This is a genomic window from Rhodococcus sp. 21391, assembly GCF_016772255.1.
Taxonomy (GTDB): Bacteria; Actinomycetota; Actinomycetes; order Mycobacteriales; family Mycobacteriaceae; genus Rhodococcus_F; species Rhodococcus_F opacus.
Genome location: NZ_CP063781.1, coordinates 1,159,700 through 1,180,007 on the forward strand (window position 1 = coordinate 1,159,700; position 20,308 = coordinate 1,180,007).

17 protein-coding genes are annotated in these 20,308 nt (G+C 67.3%); 10 read left to right on the forward strand and 7 right to left on the reverse strand.

What is annotated here, in order from left to right:
• Window positions 1-105: 105 nt before the first annotated feature.
• The 3 genes from GO592_RS05470 to GO592_RS05480 are packed head-to-tail and all read right to left on the reverse strand — an operon-like array spanning window position 106 to window position 4,081.
• On the reverse strand, window positions 106-999 hold the full coding sequence (locus tag GO592_RS05470) for a bifunctional 5,10-methylenetetrahydrofolate dehydrogenase/5,10-methenyltetrahydrofolate cyclohydrolase (RefSeq protein WP_007300403.1): 894 nt from the start codon (window positions 997-999) through the stop codon (window positions 106-108).
• Window positions 996-1,622 (reverse strand): cyclodeaminase/cyclohydrolase family protein, encoded by a 627-nt coding sequence (locus tag GO592_RS05475; protein WP_007300404.1) that lies wholly within the window; start codon window positions 1,620-1,622, stop codon window positions 996-998. Before GO592_RS05475 ends, GO592_RS05470 begins: the two co-directional genes overlap by 4 nt.
• A complete protein-coding gene (locus GO592_RS05480) occupies window positions 1,619-4,081 on the reverse strand; it encodes a GcvT family protein (protein WP_007300405.1) in 2,463 nt (820 codons plus the stop codon). Before GO592_RS05480 ends, GO592_RS05475 begins: the two co-directional genes overlap by 4 nt.
• A gap of 339 nt (window positions 4,082-4,420) precedes the next feature.
• Between GO592_RS05480 and GO592_RS05485 the strand changes: the two genes are divergently transcribed.
• Entirely contained in the window at window positions 4,421-5,221 is an 801-nt protein-coding gene (locus GO592_RS05485) for an IclR family transcriptional regulator (RefSeq protein WP_037203089.1), read from the forward strand.
• Between the two features lie 8 nt (window positions 5,222-5,229).
• Here the strand turns inward: GO592_RS05485 and GO592_RS05490 are convergent, their stop codons facing one another.
• Both GO592_RS05490 and GO592_RS05495 read right to left on the reverse strand, forming a co-directional pair.
• A complete protein-coding gene (locus GO592_RS05490) occupies window positions 5,230-6,408 on the reverse strand; it encodes an NAD(P)/FAD-dependent oxidoreductase (RefSeq protein WP_007300407.1) in 1,179 nt (392 codons plus the stop codon).
• Window positions 6,405-6,749: a bifunctional 3-phenylpropionate/cinnamic acid dioxygenase ferredoxin subunit gene (locus GO592_RS05495; protein ID WP_007300408.1), complete on the reverse strand. Its 345-nt coding sequence runs from the start codon at window positions 6,747-6,749 to the stop codon at window positions 6,405-6,407. The genes GO592_RS05490 and GO592_RS05495 overlap by 4 nt, the downstream gene beginning before the upstream one ends.
• Window positions 6,750-6,947: 198 nt before the next feature.
• On the opposite strand from GO592_RS05495, the gene GO592_RS05500 reads away from it, so the two are divergent.
• The 6 genes from GO592_RS05500 (at window position 6,948) to GO592_RS05525 (ending at window position 15,718) form a co-directional block, all read left to right on the forward strand.
• Window positions 6,948-7,760 carry an IclR family transcriptional regulator gene (locus GO592_RS05500; protein WP_007300409.1) on the forward strand — a complete coding sequence of 271 codons (813 nt, stop codon included), beginning with the start codon at window positions 6,948-6,950 and terminating at the stop codon, window positions 7,758-7,760.
• Between the two features lie 382 nt (window positions 7,761-8,142).
• Window positions 8,143-9,315 carry an aromatic ring-hydroxylating oxygenase subunit alpha gene (locus tag GO592_RS05505; protein WP_007300410.1) on the forward strand — a complete coding sequence of 391 codons (1,173 nt, stop codon included), beginning with the start codon at window positions 8,143-8,145 and terminating at the stop codon, window positions 9,313-9,315.
• Window positions 9,312-10,958 carry a BCCT family transporter gene (locus GO592_RS05510; RefSeq protein WP_007300411.1) on the forward strand — a complete coding sequence of 549 codons (1,647 nt, stop codon included), beginning with the start codon at window positions 9,312-9,314 and terminating at the stop codon, window positions 10,956-10,958. Before GO592_RS05505 ends, GO592_RS05510 begins: the two co-directional genes overlap by 4 nt.
• Window positions 10,955-12,475, forward strand: coding sequence for an aldehyde dehydrogenase family protein (locus GO592_RS05515; RefSeq protein ID WP_007300412.1), 1,521 nt, complete (start codon window positions 10,955-10,957; stop codon window positions 12,473-12,475). The genes GO592_RS05510 and GO592_RS05515 overlap by 4 nt, the downstream gene beginning before the upstream one ends.
• 55 nt (window positions 12,476-12,530) lie before the next feature.
• Entirely contained in the window at window positions 12,531-14,099 is a 1,569-nt protein-coding gene (locus tag GO592_RS05520; protein WP_007300413.1) for an APC family permease, read from the forward strand.
• Window positions 14,096-15,718, forward strand: coding sequence for a GMC family oxidoreductase (locus tag GO592_RS05525; protein WP_007300414.1), 1,623 nt, complete (start codon window positions 14,096-14,098; stop codon window positions 15,716-15,718). Before GO592_RS05520 ends, GO592_RS05525 begins: the two co-directional genes overlap by 4 nt.
• A gap of 177 nt (window positions 15,719-15,895) precedes the next feature.
• On the opposite strand, the gene GO592_RS05530 is transcribed toward GO592_RS05525, so the two are convergent.
• The gene (locus tag GO592_RS05530) at window positions 15,896-16,801 is read right to left on the reverse strand and encodes an alpha/beta fold hydrolase (RefSeq protein WP_007300415.1); all 906 of its coding nucleotides are present in this window, start codon (window positions 16,799-16,801) and stop codon (window positions 15,896-15,898) included.
• 105 nt (window positions 16,802-16,906) lie between these two features.
• On the opposite strand from GO592_RS05530, the gene GO592_RS05535 reads away from it, so the two are divergent.
• From GO592_RS05535 to GO592_RS05545, 3 genes are read left to right on the forward strand one after another with little or no spacing between them, the layout of a single operon-like run.
• Window positions 16,907-17,761, forward strand: coding sequence for a tryptophan 2,3-dioxygenase (locus GO592_RS05535; protein WP_005252409.1), 855 nt, complete (start codon window positions 16,907-16,909; stop codon window positions 17,759-17,761).
• The gene (gene kynU, locus GO592_RS05540) at window positions 17,758-18,993 is read left to right on the forward strand and encodes a kynureninase (RefSeq protein ID WP_039952794.1); all 1,236 of its coding nucleotides are present in this window, start codon (window positions 17,758-17,760) and stop codon (window positions 18,991-18,993) included. The genes GO592_RS05535 and kynU overlap by 4 nt, the downstream gene beginning before the upstream one ends.
• A complete protein-coding gene (locus tag GO592_RS05545) occupies window positions 18,977-19,840 on the forward strand; it encodes a PaaX family transcriptional regulator (RefSeq protein ID WP_007300417.1) in 864 nt (287 codons plus the stop codon). Before kynU ends, GO592_RS05545 begins: the two co-directional genes overlap by 17 nt.
• Before the next feature lie 4 nt (window positions 19,841-19,844).
• On the opposite strand, the gene GO592_RS05550 is transcribed toward GO592_RS05545, so the two are convergent.
• Entirely contained in the window at window positions 19,845-20,294 is a 450-nt protein-coding gene (locus GO592_RS05550; protein WP_005253993.1) for a flavodoxin domain-containing protein, read from the reverse strand.
• Window positions 20,295-20,308: the final 14 nt, after the last annotated feature.

Below are 20,308 nucleotides of genomic sequence, written 5' to 3' on the forward strand. Positions count from 1 at the left end.
GGTTATGGTGTCACTACTTGAGGTGTCAGTCCGAGCGAACTGATATATCAGAATGGGCCCATGCTATTTCAGGCTGGACGAGCGGGTCAAGGGGTGGAGACGGAGTCAGACGCTGCTACGGAACCCGGCGAGTAGGGAGTCCGATCGAGTCTGGGCGTACTGGGTCGCGGCGGCGTCGACCGTGTGATTGAGCAGCAACGCCGTGGTCACCGGTCCCACCCCGCCGGGGACCGGGGTCAGCGCGCCCGCCCGGCCGTCGACGGCCGCGGCGTCGACGTCACCGAGCAGTCGGCCGTCCGCGGTCGCCGTCGTCCCGACATCGATGACGACGGCGCCGTCGGCGACGTGGTCGGCCGTGATCAGCCCGGGAATGCCGACGGCGACAACGAGGATGTCGGCGTCACGGGTGCCGGCGGCGAGGTCGGTGGTGTGGCGGTGGCAGACGGTCACCGTCGCGTTGCGCTGCACGAGCAGATGCGCGACGGGACTTCCGACGACCGTCGATCTGCCGACCACCGCGGCCGTCCTGCCGTGCGGGGAGATTCCGTGGTGATCGAGGAGGGCGATCACGGCCTGTGCGGTGGCGGGCGCGAACGCGGGCAGACGCGCGACAAGGCGGCCGAGGCTGACCGGGTTCGCGCCGTCGACGTCCTTGGCGGGGTTGATCGCCTCCCGGAGGGCGTCGAGGTCGGTTCCGTCCGGCAGGGGTGTCTGCAGGATGATTCCGTGGACGTCCGGGTCGTGGCCGAGTTCGACGAGCGTGCTGCGGATCTGCTCGGTGGATGCCGCGGCACCGAGATCGACGATGTCGCAGAGGATTCCGATGCGTTTCGCGGCCGACGCGATGGAACGCACGTACCAGGCGGTCGATTCGTCGTCGGTGGCCTGCACGACCGCCAGCTTGGGCCGGACCCCGATTTCGGCGAGGGCTGCGGCGGCGACGGACGCGTCGTTGCGGATGGAGGTGGCGAGTTCGGCGCCACCGAGGCTTCTGGTCATGAACTCAGCTGCTTTCGTACTCGTGTCGTGACTGCGTCGGCACGCTCGACGATCGCGTCGACGCCGGACAGGCACTCGGTGAGGGCCCGGCGGGTGTCCGGATCGGCGATACCCGGCAGGTTCACCTCGATGTTGACCCGGGCGGTGGTGGCGGCTGCGCGGGCAGCCTCGGCGGCGGCCGCGACGTCGCTGACGACGGTGCGGTTCGCCACCGGCAGCAGGACGTCGGCGAGTGCGACGACGTCGCCTGCCGCGACCACCACCTCGGCGGGGACCGCGGCCGCGCCGGCGAGGGCGGTCGCGATCGCCGACGTGCGGGCACCCGTTTCGTCGTCCGTGTCCTGGGGGAGGCGGTAGGCGTCGATGACGGCCGTGAAAGCCGCCATGTCGTCCTCGGCGAACTGCAGTGCCTTCTCGCGGAACGCATCTGCTGAGGCGCAGATGCGTTCGACGAGCATCCCGTGGTCGGCGTACCTCTTGCCGGTGGTGTAGCGGGCGACCATCGAGACCAGCGCGGCTGCCTGGCCGAGGTGGAGCGCACCGGTCGCGCCGCCGCCGGGCGCGGGGGTCCGAGCGGCGAGCGAGTCCAGGAATCCGGCGATCGTGTCGTCTCGGAGGCTCATGACCGGATCTTCTTCATCTCGGGGTCGACGAGCGGCTCGGCCACGACGGTGGCGGGGATGCGGCGTCCGAAGTACTCGATCTCCACCGCGGTGTCGACGGTCGCGTTCGCGGGAAGCCAGGCGTAGGCGATCGGCGCCCCCACCGTGTGACCGAACGCGGCACTCGTGACGTACCCGGCGGGCTGTCCGTCGACGAACACCGGCTCGTGGCCGAGGACCACCGACGTGCGGTCGTCGATCATGAGGCACGCCAGGCGCCGCTTCACCGTCTCGTCGGAGACGCCGTCGAGCGCGTCACGCCCACGGAAGTCGCCCTTCTGCAGTCGGACCGCGAAACCGAGACCGGCCTCGTAGGGGTTGTGCTCGGTGGTCATGTCACTGCCCCACGAGCGGTAACCCTTCTCCATCCGCAGGCTGTTGAACGCGGCGCGGCCGGCGGCGATGACGTCGTACTTCTGCCCCTCCGCCCACAGCAGATCCCACAGTCGCAGACCGTTGTCGGCGGACGTGTACAGCTCCCAGCCGAGTTCGCCGACGTACGACAGACGCATCGCCGTGACGGGAACACCGCCGATGCGGACCTGCTTCGCGCGGAAGTACTTGAAGTTCTCGTTCGTGAAGTCGTCGGAGCTCAGCGCCTGCACCAGATCCCGGGCTCGCGGACCCCACAACCCGATCCCGCACGTGCCGCCGGTGATGTCCCGGATCTGCACACTGCCGTCGTCCGGAGATTGGCGGCGGAAGTAGTCGAGATCGAGGTTGCCGTTGGCGCCGACCTGGAAGACGGTGTCGGACAGTCGCGTGACGGTGAGGTCGCTGCGGACGCCACCGGTCTCGTCGAGCGCGAGCGTGTACGTGACGGACCCGACGGACTTGTCCATCTTGCCGGTCGTCAGCCGGTCGAGCAGGGCCAGCGCGCCGGGACCGCTGATCTCGAGCCGCTTCAGCGGTGTCATGTCGTACATCGCCACCGACGTGCGGGTGCGCCAGGCCTCGGCCGCGGCGATGGGGGAGTGGAACATCGCCGCCCACGGTTCCCGGGCCGGCGGCTGCCATTCGGCCGGAAGGTCCTGCACCAGATGGGCGTTGGACTCGAACCAGTGCGGGCGCTCCCAGCCGGAGCTTTCCAGGAACACGGCGCCGAGTTCCTTCTGGCGAGCGTGGAAGGGACTGACTCGCAGGTCGCGGGGAGACTCCTTGGGCTGCAGCGGGTGCAGCACGTCGTAGATCTCGACGAAGTTCTGCTGCGACGTCTCGCTGACGTAGTCGGGTGCGAGCTGGATCTCCTCGAAGCGGTGCACGTCGCAGCCGTGCAGTTCGACCTTGGAGCGGCCGTCGACGAGCAGTTGCGCGACCGCCCGGCCGACACCGGCGGAGTGTGTCACCCACACTGCCTCGGCGATCCAGAACCCGGCGACGTCCGGGGACTCGCCGATGAGCGGTCCGCCGTCCGGGGTGAACGAGAAGACCCCGTTGAAACCGGCCTCCAGTTTCGCGGATTCGAGGCACGGCAGCAGCAACTTGCTCTGCTCCCACGACGGCGCGAAGTCTTCTTCCGTGAACGGCAGCATCGACGGCATGTCGGACGCGGACACGTCGTCGCTCGCGTCCAGGTCGCGCAGGTTCACCGGCATCGGGCGGTGAGCGTACGTGCCGATACCGAGGCGGTCGACGTGCTCACGGAAGTACAGATCCTGGTCCTGGTGGCGCAGGATCGGGAAGCCCGCCTCGGCGAGTTCGGTGTTCCGGCCGACGAGTTCGGGAATCTGCTCGGTCTTCGCGTACTGGTGCGCCAGGGGAAGCAGCGGGACGTCCATCCCCACCATCGCGCCGATGTCGGGACCCCAGAAGCCCGCGCAGGACACCACGATGTCGGCGGGGATCACACCGTCGGCGGTGGCGACGCCGGTCACCTTGCCGCCGCTCTGTTCGATGCCGATCACCTTCGTCGAACCCTGGAACACGGCACCGCGGGCCTCGGCGCGCCGGGCCAGCGCGACGACGACACGGGACGCCTTCGCGAGGCCGTCCGTCTCCACGTACAGCCCGCCGAGAACCCGCTTCTCGTCCAGCAGCGGGTGCAGCTTCGCGCACTCGGCCGGGTCGAGGACGGCGCCCTCGATGCCCCAGGAGGTGGCCCAGCCCTGCTTGCGGTGCAGATCGGCGAGACGCTCGGGGGTGGTGGCCACCTCGAGCCCGCCGAGCTGGTTGAAGCACCATTCGCCGTCCACGTCGAGTCCGACGAACTTCTCCACCGTGTACCGGGCGAATTCGGTCATCGTCTTGGACGCGTTCGTCTGGAACACCAGGCCCGGTGCGTGTGACGTGGAGCCTCCGGTGAGCGGCAACGGTCCCTGGTCGAGAACCGTGATCCGATCCCAGCCGCGAGCGGTGAGCTCGTCGGCCAGGTTCGCGCCGACGATGCCGGCTCCGATGATCACTACGCGCGGTGACCCCATAATGGTCCTCCTGGTTGGGTGGGTGCCTGTGTGTGGCGAGGTAGCGGGAGATTCGGTGTTCGGTGTGGGCTCGAACGGCGCCGGGAAGAACTGTGAATTGCGAAACGGGCCGAACTGATCCAACCCGTTATCGACAACTGATATATCAACACATTAGGTCGGGAAGAGTAAGGGGGTCAACCCCGAATTACGGGTAATTCCACGATGATTGGTTGAGGAAATAGCAGCAATTCCGCGATCGACCGTGGAAATATGCACCGTTCGCGACGGTGATGACGCGGAACCGGGTGTGGATGGAGGTAACCGTCGCACGGTGATGTCGCCTATCCTGAAGTCGCGATGACTGAATTGGACGATAACTCGAATGGAGATCGGAGCCGGCCGTCCGGTGCTGTGCAGTCAGTGGACCGCGCGCTGGCGGTACTCGAAATCCTGGCCAGGCTCGGTACCGCCGGCGTCACGGAAATCGCCGACGAGCTGGGTGTCCACAAGTCGACCGCGTCGCGCCTCGTGGCCGTTCTGGATTCGCGAGGTTACGTCGCCCAATTGAAGAACCGGGGAAAATTCCAGCTCGGCAATTCCATCGTCCGTCTGGCCCGCACCGCGTCGCCGGACGGCGATCTGGTGCGGCAGAGTCAGGAATTGTGCGCCGAACTGGCGGAAACTGTCGGAGAGAGCGTCAATGTGTCGATACTCGACGGCAATCGATCGGTGAGCATCGTCAAAGCGGACGGTCCGTCCGGCGTCGGTACCAATACCTGGGTGGGTCAGAGCAGCCCGGCACATGCGACGGCGAGTGGAAAATTGTTGCTGACGGAATTGTCCGACAACGAACTCGCGGAGCGGGTGGGAGAAACTCCGATTGCTCTCACGGAGAAAACTCTCACCGATGTGCCTGTGCTCGTGGAATCGTTGAAAACCATTCGCGAGCGGGGGTGGGCGGAATCCGAGGAGGAACTCGAACTCGGGCTGAACGCGGTGTCCGTTCCGATCCGGGACTACACGTCGAAAATGATTGCTGCTCTGAGTGTGTCCGGCCCCGCCTACCGGCTGCTGCCGGAACGGTTCGAGGACGTCGCCCGCGCCGCACTCGACACGTCCCAGCAGATCAGCAGCCGATTGGGCTATGCCGTCACGTAGCGCCGGCATCAGGCCCGCGACCTGGCGAGTTGCTTCTTGTACCGGGTGAACAGCCGGGGACTGTTCATCGCGAAGACGCCGACGGTGTCGCCGTCCCGGTCGTAGGTGGCCACGAACGTACCGGTTCCGGGGTCGCCGTCGACGAACCGGACCTCGTCGGTGCTGTGTCTCGTCCCGGCGAACTGCAGCATCTTGCCGTACTGGTGGGACCAGAAGTACGGGATCGCGGCGGGCCCGGACGGTGTGGCCATGATCGTGTCGGCGACGGTGGCGGCCTGTGCGACCGCGTTGCTCCAGTGCTCGCTTCGGTGGTGCACCTGGTGGGCGTCGTCGAAAGTCCGTGCGCAGTCGCCGATCGCGTACACGCCGGGCACGTTCGTGCGGCACGACGAGTCGGTGAGGAAACCGTCTTCGATCATCAGTTCCGAATCGCTTGCCCATTCGACGTTGGGGACGGCCCCGATTCCGACCACCACGGCGTCCGCGGGGAGGATCGTTCCGTCACTCAGTTGGACGGCTTCGACCGCGTCGTCACCGAGCAGTGCGGAGACGACTGCCCCGGTGAGGAGCCGGACGCCGTGCGCGGCATGCTGTCCTGCGCAGATCGCCCCGAGTTCGATGCCGAGCGGGCCGGCGAGGGGCGTGGGCGAGGCCTCGACGACGGTGACGTTCAGGCTCATGCCGGCCGCGCTGGAGGCCACCTCCGCTCCGATGAAACCGGCTCCCACGATGACGAGGTTCTGCGCACGTGACAGCGAATCCCGCAGTGCGCGTGCGTCTTCGACCGACCTGAGCGTGTGCACGCCGGCGAGACGGGAGTGTCCGGGCAGGGTCCGGGCGCGCGCGCCCGTCGCTACGACGACGGCATCGGCGTCGAAGTGGGACCCGTCGTCGAACGTGACGCGGTGGATCCCGTCGGGGGAGCGAACCAGACCGGTGGCCGTTCGGTTCATGCGCCATTCGACGTCGAGTGTGTCGTCGTCGCTGTTCATCAACAGGAGGTCCTCGTCGGTCAGGTCGCCGGTGAGAAATTCCTTGGACAGGGGCGGCCGGTCGTAGGGCAGGGACTGCTCGCTCCCGGCCACGACGAGGCGGCCTGCGTATCCCTTCTCGCGCAGTGCGCGGACCGCCGACAATCCGGCGAGGGAAGCACCCAGTACCACAATGGAATTCGGGACAGTGTTCATCGGGCGTCGCCCTTCTCTTCGAGATGAAGCAGCACGGTGCCGTCGACGATCGACACATCGTGTGTGCGGACTGCGGTCTTGGCCGGCGGACCCGACGGCACTCCGGTGCGGAGGTCGAAGCACGCTTCGTGGAGCGGGCACTCGACGGTGCAGCCTTCGACCCAGCCGTCGGCGAGGGAGGCGTCCTGATGGGTGCAGGTGTCGTCGATGGCATACAGGCCGTCGGAGGTGTGGAAGACGGAGATGGCAGCCATGCCCGGCGGGGTCACCGTGACGACTTCGCCCACGGGCAGTGTCACGAGTTCGCACACGGGGAAGGCCGTGGCGCCGGGGTGGGTCACAACTGGGGAATCGTTATCGAGAATCACTCGATACCTCCGAAAGCGTCGGGGAGGAAGGACAAGTTGTGGAGCGGTTGTTGCGCTATGCGCGACGACTTGCAAGCTGTGCAACACAATGCTCTCCGGTGCTGCCCCACGGTGTCAAGCATTCGCGTGTAAAAACTGCGTTCCCGAAGTCGGTGGGCATAACCTCGGGGCATGAGTGAATCCGAGGCAACGGCGCCCGCGGCCCAGGGAACGGAAGGAAAGGCGAAGACCGTGCACGCGGTGGAACGCGCCATCGACGTACTCGAGATCGTCGCGGCAGAAGGCCGTGTCGGCGCCTCGGAGATCGCCGTGCGGCTCGGCGTGCACAAATCGACCGTGTCACGCCTGATCGCATCGCTCCAGCAACGAGGTTTCGTGGAGGAAGCGGGTGTCCGCGGCAAGTATCAGCTCGGATTCGCGGTGGTGCGATTGGCCGAGGCCACGGTCGCGCAGAGCGGGCTCGTCGAGGTTGCGCAGCCGGAGTGCGACCGCCTGGCCGACGCCTTCGGGGAGACGGTCAACCTCGCCGTGCTGGACGGTGCGGCGACCCTCAACGTGCTCGAGGCCCGCAGTGATCGCCACGTCGCGCTGCGCACGTGGGTGGGTCAGGTGACTCCTGCGCACGCGACCGCGACCGGCAAGGTCCTGGTCTCGGAATTGACGTCCGGCCAGCTCCGGAGTCGGCTGGGGCCGCACTTGAGCCCGCTCACTCCCAACACGATCACCGACTTCCGGGCGTTCGACGTCGAACTCGAGCACGTGCGGTCGCGCGGGTGGGCGTCCACGGCCGAGGAGCTCGAAGCGGGGCTCAATTCCATCGCCGTGCCGGTGCGGAGCAAGGTCACCAACCGGATCGTCGCGTCGATCTGTGTATCCGGGCCGGAGTACCGCCTCGCACCCGAGCGGTTCGAGGCCGTGGCGCTCGAACTCGCCGACGCGGTCGTCCGGATCGAAGCGCAGCAATCCGTCGGAACGGGTGACTGAACGCCCGGAAGTGCTTCTCCCTCAAGGCGGGACGAACGGATAGTCCCGTTTGCCCGGGTTTCGGCCGTCCGCGGTTAACGCGGTGTTTCGGTCGTGTCGCGTCCGCGAAAGAAGTGCCGAATGTGATGTTTGACACGTCCGCGGGCCACGGTCTAAGTTGTGTGAATCGCATAGCGTTGCTGATGACGCAACAATGCTGACGCCGCGATGACTCGGCGGGAACAGCTGCCCGCTGTTCGCACGGTCGCTGCGGATCGGGCACGCATGTCGTCACACTCGGCAACGACGCCCCTTGCGATCTGCGCCCCCTACGCACACAGACATCAGGTCACAGCTCGACCGACACGCATCTTTCCCGGCAACGAAAGAAACGGTGACATCTATGTCCGCTCCGGACGTCCAAGCCCCCGCTCCCGCCTCCGCGCCCGCACCGGCACTGATCCCCACCCTCGGTGGCCGGTACTACACCGACGCCGACATCTTCACGGACGAACAGGAGAATCTGTTCGAGGCGATGTGGTTCTGCGCCGTCCGCGCCGCCGATCTCGCCGACCCCGGAGCCTTCCGGAAGGTAACGGTGGGCCGGGAGAGCGTGCTCCTCGTCCGCGGCCGGGACGGGGAACTGCGCGCCTTCCTCAACATCTGCCGGCACCGCGGCGCCATGTTGTGTACCGAGGACGAAGGGCAGATCCGCAGAAACCTTCAGTGTCCCTACCACGCGTGGACGTACGGACTCGACGGCAAACTGGTGGCGGCCCCCAACATGGCCGCGCTGCGGGACGAGACCGGAGCCGACATCGACCGGGTGCGGTACGGACTGGTGCCGGTCGCGCTTCGCGAATGGCTCGGCTACGCGTGGGTGTGCCTGGCCGACGAACCGCCGTCGTTCGAGGACGAGGTCGTCGGCGCCGTCACCGAACGACTCGGTGATCCGGCGGCCATCGACCGGTACCAGATCGGAACCCTGGAACTCGGCCGCCGGATCGTCTACGACGTCGCGGCCAACTGGAAGCTGATCATCGAGAACTTCATGGAGTGCTACCACTGCGCGACCATCCACCCGGAGCTCACCGAGGTACTTCCGGAGTTCGCGGACGGCCTTGCCGCACAGTACTTCGTGGGGCACGGTGCCGCCTTCGGTGACGACGTCGAGGGATTCACCATCGACGGAAGCGGCGGATTCGACTCGTTGTCCGGCATCAGTCCCGACCAGGATCGCAAGTACTACGCCATCACGATCCGGCCGCAGGTCTTCGTCAACCTCGTGCCCGACCACGTCATCTTCCACCGCATGTACCCCGTGTCCGCGGATCGCACCATCGTCGAATGCGACTGGCTGTACTCCCCGGAGGTCACCGCCTCGGGTCGCGACGTCTCCCGTTCGGTGGAGCTGTTCCACCGGGTCAACCAGCAGGACTTCGACGCCTGTGAGCGGACCCAGCCCACGATGGCGTCGAAGGCGTACCGGAACGGGGGTGTGCTGGTGCCCGCGGAACACCACATCGGCGAATTCCACGACTGGCTACTCGAAAGGCTGAGCGGGGATCCCCGATGACCTACGCCGGCGAGCAACCGAGGGTGACCGACCCTCCCAGGGTGAACGATGTCGATCCGCAACCCCGGCACCAGGAGCAGGAGCCGGCGGCGCCGTCCGGCGGCGAGGGGCGGCGGAGCGTCGACAAGGTGGTGTTCGGCACGGCCGCAGCGCTCGGTGTCGGACTCATCCTGTGGGGACTGCTGGCACCGGAGAACCTCTCGGTCGTGTCGACCGCGGCGCTGGACTGGCTGGTGGCCGACCTCGGTTGGCTGTTCATCGCCGCGTCGTCGGCGTTCGTCGTCTTCTCACTGTTCCTCGCGTTCTCCCGGTACGGCCGGATTCCGCTCGGCCGCGACGGTGAGAAACCGGAGTTCCGAACGGTGAGCTGGATCGCGATGATGTTCAGCGCCGGCATGGGAATCGGATTGATGTTCTACGGCGTCGCCGAACCGCTCGCTCATCTGGTGAGCCCGCCGCCGGGAACAGACGGCTCCGTGGGATCGGCGATGGCCACGACGATGTTCCACTGGGGGCTGCATCCGTGGGCGATCTACGCGGTCGTCGGGTTGTCGATTGCGTACGGCTCCTACCGGCGTGGCCGCAAGCAACTCATCAGCGCCGCGTTCTTCCCTCTCCTCGGCCGCCGCTCGGAAGGCGCCGTGGGGAAGGTCATCGACATCCTCGCGATCATCGCGACGATGTTCGGCACCGCCGCGTCGCTCGGGCTCGGCGCACTGCAGATCGGTTCCGGCCTCGAGATCATCGGCTGGATGGACAACGTCGGCACGTTCGCGCTCGTTGCCCTCGTCGGGCTGCTGACGTTCGCGTTCGTCGGTTCGGCGGTGTCGGGAGTCGCGCGGGGCATCCACTGGCTGTCCAACATCAACATGGTGCTGGCGGTGATTCTCGCGCTGTTCGTGTTCGTGCTCGGTCCGACCGTCCTCATCCTCAATCTGCTCCCCACCGCGATCGCGGACTATGCGGCGCAGCTCGCCACGATGTCGGGACGGACGGCCGCGAGTGCCGGCGACGACACGGCGTCCTGGCTGTCGTCGTGGACGATCTTCTACTGGGCGTGGTGGGTGTCGTGGACTCCGTTCGTCGGAATGTTCCTCGCCCGGATCAGCCGCGGCCGCACCATCCGGCAGTTCGTGATCGGCGTGATCGTCATTCCCACCTCGGTCAGCCTGGTGTGGTTCGCGGTGTTCGGCGGTGCCGGCATCGGACAGCAGCAGGACGGAGTCGACCTGGCGGCGCGCTCGTCGACCGAAGGCCAGTTGTTCGGGATGCTCAACCATCTGCCGCTGACCGGGTTCGCCACCGTGCTGGTCATGGTGCTGGTCGCGATCTTCTTCGTGTCCGGTGCGGACGCCGCGTCGCTGGTGATGGGCACGCTGTCGCAGCGGGGTGCACGGGAACCGAGCACGTGGGTCGTCATCTTCTGGGGAACCCTCACCGGGGGCACCGCGGCACTCATCCTCTGGACCGGCGGCTCGGACGCCCTTCAGGGGCTGCAGACGATGACGATCATCGCGGCGGCGCCGTTCCTTCTGGTGATGATCGGATTGTGCTTCTCGCTGTATCGGGACGTCTCCCGTGATCCGCTCATCGTCGGTACATCGAAAAAGTCTGCACACGAGAGGGTTTCGGACACAGTATGAAGATGTCGGCACTATCCGCGGATCTCGACGTCCCGAGGTTGTTCGGGAAGGTGAATTTCATCGCGGGGGAGTGGGTCGCGGCGACGTCGGGGCGCACCCGCGACTGCATCGACCCGGCAAGCGGGAACGTGATCGCCACGGTCGACGAGGCGTCACCCGAAGACGCCCGGCGAGCCGTGCTGGCGGCCCGGGCAACCTTCGACGCCGGGGACTGGCCGGAGACGGCGGTCGCCGTGCGATCGTCGCTCCTGTCGCGCATTGCAGATCTCCTCGAGCGCGACAAGGAGGAATTGGCGCGGATCGAGACGCTGGACACCGGTAAGACTTTGGTGGAGAGCCGAATCGACATCGACGACGTCGTCTCGGTATTCCGGTACTACGCCCGGCTCGCCCTCGTCTCCAGCGACCGAGTGGTCGACGTGGGTGACCCCGCGGTCGTCTCCCGGATCGTTCGCGAACCGATCGGGGTGTGCGTCCTCATCGCACCCTGGAACTACCCGCTGCTCCAGATCTCCTGGAAGGTGGCACCCGCGCTGGCCGCCGGCTGCACGATGGTGCTCAAGCCCAGTGAGGTCACGCCGCTGAGCACGATCGCGTTCGCCCGGCTGATCGAGGAGGCGGGTGTGCCCGCCGGTGTCGTCAACCTCGTGCAGGGCAGCGGCGCCGACCTCGGCCCCGCGCTGACCGATACCGGTGACGTCGACTTCATCTCGTTCACCGGTGGACTCGCGACCGGCACCACCATCCTGGAGACGGCCGCGAAGCACGTCACGAAGGTCGCCGTGGAACTGGGCGGGAAGAACCCGCATATCGTGTTCGCGGACGCCGAATGGGAGTCCTCGGTCGACCAGGTGCTCACCGGCGTCTTCCTGCACTCGGGGCAGGTGTGCTCGGCCGGGACGCGGCTGATCGTGGAGGAGTCGATCGCCGACGACTTCGTCGCCGCCCTCGTCTCGCGCGCCGAGGCCATCCGCGTCGGCCCGGGGCTCGATCCCGGCAGTGAGACTGGACCTCTCGTGTCGGCGGCGCAGCGCGACAAGATCGAAGCCTATGTGGCACTGGGTATCTCCGAAGGTGCGACGCTCCGGACGGGTGGCTCCCGGCCCGCCGATCCCGCGCTCGACGGCGGTAGCTACTACCTGCCCACCATCTTCGACCACTGCGACCGCTCCATGCGCATCGTGCAGGAGGAAACGTTCGGGCCCATTCTCACGGTCGAGAGATTCACCACCGAGGAGGACGCGGTCCGGCTCGGCAACGACACCGAGTACGGTCTCGCCGCCGGAGTCCGGACGTCGGACGCCGCCCGGGGCGAACGGGTGGTGCGCCGCCTGCGCCACGGGACCGTGTGGCTCAACGACTTCGGCTACTACACGGCGGCGGCGGAATGGGGCGGATTCAAGAAGTCCGGCAACGGCCGCGAACTCGGACCCGCCGGGCTCTCCGAATACCAGGAAGTCAAACACATCTGGAACAACACGACCTCGCCTGCCGCGGGTTGGTTCACCGCGACCTGACGTGCCCCGGCAGGGCGCGCGAGCAGGCCCACTCAACTTCTCAGGAAGTGATCGAATGACCAGTACCGACAATACGACCGGCGATCACGACAGTGGACTCGAGGATTTCGGCTACAAGGAGTCCCTCGATCGCAGTATCGGCAAGTTCGCGAGCTTCGCCGCGGGCGTCAGCTACATTTCTATTCTGACCGGCACCTTCCAGTTGTTCTACTTCGGATTCGGCACCGCAGGCCCCGCCTACCTGTGGTCATGGCCGCTGGTGTTCGTCGGCCAGCTCGCCGTGGCACTGTGCTTCATGGAGCTGGCCGCCAAGTATCCGATCGCCGGCTCCGTGTACAACTGGGCGAAGACGCTCGGCAGCCGAATAGTGGGGTGGTCCGCGGGCTGGCTGATGCTCACCGCGTCGATCGTCACCCTGTCGGCGGTTGTGCTGGCGCTGCAGCTCAACCTGCCGCGGCTGTGGAGCGGCTTCCAGATCGTCGGTGACGGGACCGGAGAACACGACTTCGCCACCAACGCCGTCATTCTCGGGACCGTGATGATCGGCTTCACCACCGTCGTCAATGCGCTCGGTGTCCGTCTCATGGCGATGATCAACAGTGCCGGTGTGTTCATCGAGATCATCGCGGCGGTGCTGATCGCGATCATCCTCGCCGCCAACATGACCCGCGGCCCGCAGGTGTTCTTCTCCACCCACGGGTACGGCGCAGGCGAAAGCGGTGGATACCTCGGCGCGTTCCTGGTGGCGACGCTCGCGTCGGGCTACGTGATGTACGGCTTCGACACCGCGAGTTCGCTGGGCGAGGAGACGGTCGAACCCCGCCGCACCGCCCCCAAGGCGATCTTCCGCGCAATCCTCGCGTCGTTCGTGATCGGCGGCGCGATCCTCGTGTTCGCCGTGATGGCGGCACCCGACCTCGACGATCCGAAGATCGGCGCGTCGGACGGCAGCCTGCAGTACATCGTGGAGCAGGTGATGTGGGGGCCGCTGGGCACGATCTTCCTGGTGTGCATCGTGATCGCGGTGACCGTCTGCTCGCTGGCGGTGCATACGGCAGCCATCCGGCTGACCTTCGCCATGGCCCGCGACAACGCACTCCCGTTCGGCGAGCGGCTCGCCCGCGTGCACCCGAGAACGCGGACACCCGTCGTGCCTGCGGTGACGATCGGGGTGGTGGCCGCGCTGATCCTGGTGGTCAACATCGGCCAGCCGCACATCTTCACCGTGCTGACCTCCATCGCGATCATCATGATCTACCTGGCCTACCTGATGGTGACCGGACCGATGCTGAAGAAGAGGCTGCGAGGCGAGTGGCCGCCGCGGGACCTGAAGGAGGGCGGCTACTTCACGATGGGCAGATGGGGACTACCCGTCAACATCGTCGCGCTCGTGTGGGGAATCGGGATGGCCCTCAACCTCGCCTGGCCGCGGGAGGCCGTGTACGGCGAACCTTGGTACAACACCTGGGGTGCCTTCGCCTACATCGGCGTCATCCTCGGGTTCGGCCTGCTGTGGTACCTCACCACCGGCCGGCACCACATCGGAACGTTGACGTCACACTGCGCGGCGGTGGTAACGCCCGCGCCGGAATCCGAACCGAACGACAAGGAGCTCGCCCGATGACCGACGGCGAATCGAAGAGCACTGCAGGGGAATTCGACTACGTGATCGCGGGCGGCGGCAGCGCGGGATGCGCTCTCGCGGCGCGTCTCAGCGAAGACCCGTCGGTGACGGTGTGCCTGCTCGAGGCGGGCCCGTCCGACGTGGGGGACCGCGCGATCCTCGAGCTCTCCCAGTGGATGCATCTTCTCGACTCCGGGTACGACTGGGACTACCCCGTCGAGCCGCAGGAGAAGGGCAACAGCTTCATGCGGCACGCCCGGGCCAAGGTCCTCGGTGGCTGCTCGTCCCACAACTCGTGTATCGCATTCTGGCCGCCCGCCGAGGCACTGGACGACTGGGAGGCGATGGGGGCGTCGGGCTGGGGTGCGCGTGACATCCTCCCGTACGTCAGCCGGCTGGAAAGCAACGACGCCCCCGGCGACGGCCACGGCCGCAGCGGGCCGGTGCGGCTGCGGGACGTCCCGCCGAACGACCCGTGCGGCCGAGCGGTTCTCGACGCCGCCGCCGCCGTAGGACTGCCTACCGTCGCGTTCAACCGCGGCGGAACGGTGCTCAACGGCGCCGGGTGGTTCCAGATCAACGCGTCCGAGGACGGCACCCGGATGTCGTCGTCGCACGCCTACCTGCACCCGATCCTCGGAACGCGGCCCAATCTCGAGGTTCGGACAGGCTGCTGGGTGAGCGAGATCCTGTTCGACGAACAGCAGACGGCGACGGGCGTCCGGTACCAGCGTCCCGACCTCACCGGCTACGACACGGTGTCGGCACGACGGGAGGTGGTGGTGACGGCGGGGGCCATCGACACCCCGAAGTTGCTGATGCTGTCGGGTATCGGTCCGGCGGAGCATCTCGCGGAGTTCGGGATTCCTGTGCGCGTCGACTCGCCCGGTGTCGGCTCGAACCTCGACGATCACGTCGAGGGGCTGGTGTTCTGGGAGGCGTCCCAGCCGATGGTCACCGAATCGACGCAGTGGTGGGAGATCGGCCTGTTCGCGACCACCCGGGAGGGCCTGAACCATCCCGACCTGATGATGCACTACGGCAGCGTCCCGTTCGACATGAACACCCTGCGGTGGGGTTACCCGACCACCGACAACGGATTCTGCCTGACACCCAACGTCACTCAGGGCCGCTCCCGCGGAACGGTCCGGCTGCGGTCGCGGGACTTCCGCGATCGCGCGAAGGTCGATCCACGGTACTTCACCGACAGCGAGGGCCACGACGACCGGGTGATGCTGTCCGGGGTGAAGCTGGCCCGGAAGATCGCCGAGCAGAAGGCGCTAAGCGGGTGGATTGCCCGCGAACTGGCGCCGGGGCCCGATGCGGTGACCGACGCCGAGATCCTCGACTACATCCACAAGACCCACAACACGGTGTATCACCCCGCGGGCACGGCACGTATGGGCGGTGTCGACGATCCGATGGCGGTGCTCGACCCGGAACTGCGGGTCAAGGGGGTTCGAGGACTGCGAGTGGTCGATGCGTCGGCGATGCCGAAACTGCCGCACGTCAACCCGAACATCACGGTCATGACGATGGCCGAGAGGTGCGCGGATCTGCTCCGCGGCCGGGCCGGGGCCGGGCTGCGGGCGGCGGAGTCTGCGTTGTCCGAGGTCTGATCCGGGCGTCGATCGCCTCGGCGGTCCTTCGCCAGATCTCGCTCTCCGGATCGACGACGGTGAAGTGATCGCCGGGCCCCTCGATCCGGACGACGTCGTCGGGGGTCGCCGCGACGGCTTCGTGGTACTCCCTGCTCATCTCCAGCATGTCCGGCTCGTCGTCGACGGCGCACACCACTAGCTGAGGATGCCCAGCGGCAGTCGAGCGATCGGCGACGACCGTTCGTACGTCGCACGGTCGCCGGCCCAGTCGCTGCCGACGGCGTCCGCCACCGCGCCCTCACCGAGGTGGCGTTCGCCGGCGAATCGCAGATTCAGCACCCCGGCGAGGCTGACGGCCAGTGCCGGACGAACCGCTGCCTCCTCGGCAGCGGCGTCGGCGGCGGCGCGGAGCGCGAGCTGAGCACCGGCCGAGTGGCCGAGGATCACGAGACGCTCCGGGTCCGCCGACGGGACGGTCGCGACGGCCTGCGCGGCGTCGGCGACATCGGACGCCATTGCAGCCCAACGGGTCTCGCCGCCTCGCCGGTACTCGACGTTCCAGGTGACGTACCCGCGGGCCGTCAGGTCGACTGCCAGCGCGTCCATCAGGTCGGACTCCCAACGAGGACGCCAGAATCCGCCGTGGATCAGCACGACGACGGGGAAGGGGCCGTCGCCATCGGGGATCCGCAGTTCCACTCGCTGATCGGGGTGGTCGCCGTACCGGACGATCCGCCCGGGGTGGAAGCGGTGGTGGTACCAGCTGTCGACGGCGTAGCGGAGTCCGTCGAGTCCCCGCCCCCGGATGTGGACCCGGGCGCCCGCCGAGCGGTCGGCCTCGCACTCTCCGAAATCGACGCGGATCGCCCCGCCGGCCGGGGCGGTGAAGGATGCCCCGGCGCCGGGCACGACGACGAACTCGCCTCGCCGCGCCGCCGACCGCACGGCCCGCTCCAGCCCGGCGGTGTCCGCGGCGAACGTCAACTCACCGGTCAGGCCGCGTGCATCCAGCGCCCGGCCCACGAGTTCCTCCGCGGTTCCGCGGTGTGCCACCACGCCGGGGGCGAAGACGATGTCGACTCTGCGCGCTGGTTCGGTCACGAGCCCACCGTACTTTTCGCTGATGACATCTGTATAGCGGTCGCCACGATTATGTAATATGAAGGTCGGGAGCCCGGTACTCGAACACCAGCAGTGAGGACGGTCATGGGCGTGCAGGCCAACACCAGAGCCATCGAGAAAGACATCGTCACCGACTTCAGCGAGCGGATGAGCTACGGGTCGTACCTCGACCTCGACACCCTGCTCAGCGCGCAGAAACCGGTGAGCCGTCCGGAACATCACGACGAACTGCTGTTCATCATCCAGCACCAGACCACCGAACTCTGGCTGAAGCTCGTCCTGCACGAAACACTCGCCGCCCGAGCCGCTTTCGACGAGGACGAGATCGGCCGGGCGCTCAAGTGCGTGGCGCGCGTCAAGCACATCCAGAAGACGCTGACCGAACAGTGGTCGGTCCTGGCCACCCTGACCCCCACCGAGTACTCGGAGTTCCGCCAATTCCTCGGCAATTCGTCCGGGTTCCAGTCCTACCAGTACCGCGCCGTCGAGTTCGTGCTCGGCAACAAGAACGCCGGAATGCTGACGGTGTTCGACGCCGATCCCGCCGCCCACGATCTGCTCGAACGGCTCCTCACCGAGCCGAGCCTGTACGACGCGTTCTGGCAGTGCCTGTCGCGGCTCGGGTACGACGTGCCGGCCTCCGCGCTGGACCGTGACGTGACCACCGCCTACACGCTGAACGAGGACCTGCTGCCCCTGATCAAGTTCGTCTACGAGAACCACGACGAACACTGGGCCGTCTACGAGGCCTTCGAGGAGTTCGTCGACCTCGAAGAGAACTTTCAGCTGTGGCGCTTCCGACACATGCGCACGGTGCTGCGGACCATCGGGATGAAATCCGGAACGGGAGGATCCAGCGGAGTGGGTTTCCTGCAGAAGGCACTGGACCTGACGTTCTTCCCGGAACTGCTGGCCGTGCGCACCGAGATCGGACGATGATGACCACCTCGACCGATGTGCCGGCCGCCCGCGCCGCCGAACTCGACGCCGCGGACCCGTTGCGCCCGTATCGCGACCTGTTCATCGGCGCCGACGACCCCTCGGTGCCCGCCTACCTCGACGGCAACTCGCTCGGACGGCCCACCAAGGCGAGCGCCGAGCAGGTCACCGCCTTCGTCACCCAGTCGTGGGGCGGCCGGCTCATCCGCGGGTGGGACGAGGAGTGGTACGACCTGCCGATCACAATCGGGGACACCCTCGCGAGGGTGGCGCTCGGCGCGGCCGCCGGACAGACCACCATCGGCGACTCGACGACGGTCCTGCTGTACAAGCTGGCACGCGGTGCGCTCGCGTTGCGCCCGGACCGCACCGAGATCGTCGTGGACCGCGACAACTTTCCGACGGACCGCTACGTGCTCGAGTCCGTCGCCGGAGAACTCGGGCTCACGCTCCGGTGGATCGAGTCCGATACCCGGGGCGGCGTCACCGTCGACGACCTGAAGTCCGTGGTCTCCGAACACACCGCGCTCGTCGTGCTCAGCCACGTCGCCTACCGCTCGGGTTACCTGGTCGACGCCGCCGGCGCCGCTCGCGTGACACACGAGGCCGGTGCGCTCCTGCTGCTCGACCTGTGCCACTCCGTCGGCTCGGTTCCCCTCGAACTCGACACGTGGGGTGTCGATCTGGCGGTCGGGTGCACGTACAAGTATCTGAACGGCGGGCCGGGCTCACCGGCGTTCGCCTACGTTCGTGCAGACCATCAGCAGGACTTCGTGCAGCCGATCTGGGGCTGGATGGGCCGCGACAACCCGTTCGCGATGGAGCAGGGCTACCGACCGGCGCCCGGCATCCGGCGCGTGATCAGCGGAACGCCGTCGGTCCTCGGCATGATCGCGCTGCAGGACACCCTCGCACTCCTCGACGACGTCGGCATGGAGGCCGTGCGCGCCAAGTCGATCGCGCTCACCGAGTACGCACTCGACCTCGTGCGCGAGTTACTGGTTCCGCTGGGCGTGGAGATCGGATCGCCGGAGGATTCCGCCGAGCGGGGTGGTCACGTCATCATCGACCACCCGCGGTTCGAGGCGGTCGTCGAGCGACTGTGGACGAAGGGTGTCATCCCCGACTTCCGGGCCCCGCAGGGCCTGCGGCTCGGCCTGAGCCCGCTGAGCACGAGCTTCGGCGAGGTATGCACCGGGATACTCGCGATCCGTGATGAACTCATCGACTGAACCGGCGAGCGCGATCCTCGACGACTTCGATTCGCGGCCCGGCAGCGCGACGTCCCTGATCCGCACCGTCCTCGGCGCGTATGTGCGCGACCTCGGCGGGTGGGTGGCGATCGCCGACTTCGTGGAACTGATGCACGCCGTCGGTATCCCGTCCGAATCGACGCGCATCGCGGTGGCCCGCCTCAAGAAGAAGGGGGTGCTGCGGCCGCTGACCCGCGACGGGCGGAGCGGATACGAGGTGACCGAGCAGGCCGAGGCGATGTTCAGACGCGGCGATCCGCGGATCTTCGGCTTCCGTCAGATGGCGGACACCGATCCCTGGCGGCTGATCTCGTTCACCATCCCCGAATCCCAACGGGCGGTGCGGCACCAGTTGCGCAGACGGCTCGGCTGGATCGGTTGCGGAACCGTGTCGCCCGGCCTGTGGATCGCCCCCGAGTACCTCGCCCGCGAGGTCGACGACATCGTCGCCGCGCTGGGCCTGTCCGAGTTCGTGACCACGTTCGTGTCCACGTCGGTGTTCGTCCCCGATTCGATGGGGGACGCGGCGACGCGGTGGTGGGACCTGGACGGCATCGCCGCGCGGCACCGCGACTTCCTGGACCGCCACCGGGCCGCTCTGTCTGCCGCAGAGGAGGTGTCGCCGCGCGACGCATTCGTCCGCTTCGTCCCGTTGCTCGACGAATGGCGCATCATCCCGTACATCGACCCGGGCCTGCCTGCCGGGATGCTGCCCGGGGCCTGGCCCGGCGCCGACAGTGTCCGCCTGTTCGCGTCGGCGCGGGACCGCTACCTCGACGGGAGCCGCGACTGGGTGCGGAGCGTGCAGTCGCGGCTACCCGTGTGAGGTGCTATCCGAGAAATTCCTCGCCGATGTTCTTGGCCCACTCCTCGGCCTGATCCTTCGGGCGGATCGAGCTGGACCCGTCGTGCCTGCCGTGTTCGCCGACCTGGACCGCGCCGAGGGAGACGAGCTTCTCCGCGATGATCTCGCCGCCGCGGTTGTAGGTCTCCTCGTACACCTTGTCGCCGAGGCCGAACAGTGCGAACTGCATCCCGGTGAGGTCGGGTTCGTCCTCCTCCAGGCCCTCGAAGAAGGGTTCCGCGCCGGTGGGCAACTCGCCCTCACCGTAGGTGGAGCACACGATGACGTGGAAGTTCTCGGGGTCGAGGTCGCCCGCGTCGAATTCCATCATGTCGTACAGGGACGTGTCGCCGTAGTCGCCGAGCACGTCGGCGATGTTGTCGGCCACCAGTTCGGAGGTTCCGCCCTCGCTGCCGTACAGAATCACCACTGCCATTGTTCTTGCTCCTC

Coding starts and splice junctions, on each gene's coding strand:
- GO592_RS05470 (WP_007300403.1), bottom strand. CDS start 999: ATGACCAGAAGCCTCGGTGGCGCCGAACTCGCCACCTCCATCCGCAAC.
- GO592_RS05475 (WP_007300404.1), bottom strand. CDS start 1,622: ATGAGCCTCCGAGACGACACGATCGCCGGATTCCTGGACTCGCTCGCC.
- GO592_RS05480 (WP_007300405.1), bottom strand. CDS start 4,081: ATGGGGTCACCGCGCGTAGTGATCATCGGAGCCGGCATCGTCGGCGCG.
- GO592_RS05485 (WP_037203089.1), top strand. CDS start 4,421: ATGACTGAATTGGACGATAACTCGAATGGAGATCGGAGCCGGCCGTCC.
- GO592_RS05490 (WP_007300407.1), bottom strand. CDS start 6,408: ATGAACACTGTCCCGAATTCCATTGTGGTACTGGGTGCTTCCCTCGCC.
- GO592_RS05500 (WP_007300409.1), top strand. CDS start 6,948: ATGAGTGAATCCGAGGCAACGGCGCCCGCGGCCCAGGGAACGGAAGGA.
- GO592_RS05505 (WP_007300410.1), top strand. CDS start 8,143: ATGTCCGCTCCGGACGTCCAAGCCCCCGCTCCCGCCTCCGCGCCCGCA.
- GO592_RS05510 (WP_007300411.1), top strand. CDS start 9,312: ATGACCTACGCCGGCGAGCAACCGAGGGTGACCGACCCTCCCAGGGTG.
- GO592_RS05515 (WP_007300412.1), top strand. CDS start 10,955: ATGAAGATGTCGGCACTATCCGCGGATCTCGACGTCCCGAGGTTGTTC.
- GO592_RS05520 (WP_007300413.1), top strand. CDS start 12,531: ATGACCAGTACCGACAATACGACCGGCGATCACGACAGTGGACTCGAG.
- GO592_RS05525 (WP_007300414.1), top strand. CDS start 14,096: ATGACCGACGGCGAATCGAAGAGCACTGCAGGGGAATTCGACTACGTG.
- GO592_RS05535 (WP_005252409.1), top strand. CDS start 16,907: ATGGGCGTGCAGGCCAACACCAGAGCCATCGAGAAAGACATCGTCACC.
- kynU (WP_039952794.1), top strand. CDS start 17,758: ATGATGACCACCTCGACCGATGTGCCGGCCGCCCGCGCCGCCGAACTC.
- GO592_RS05545 (WP_007300417.1), top strand. CDS start 18,977: ATGAACTCATCGACTGAACCGGCGAGCGCGATCCTCGACGACTTCGAT.
- GO592_RS05550 (WP_005253993.1), bottom strand. CDS start 20,294: ATGGCAGTGGTGATTCTGTACGGCAGCGAGGGCGGAACCTCCGAACTG.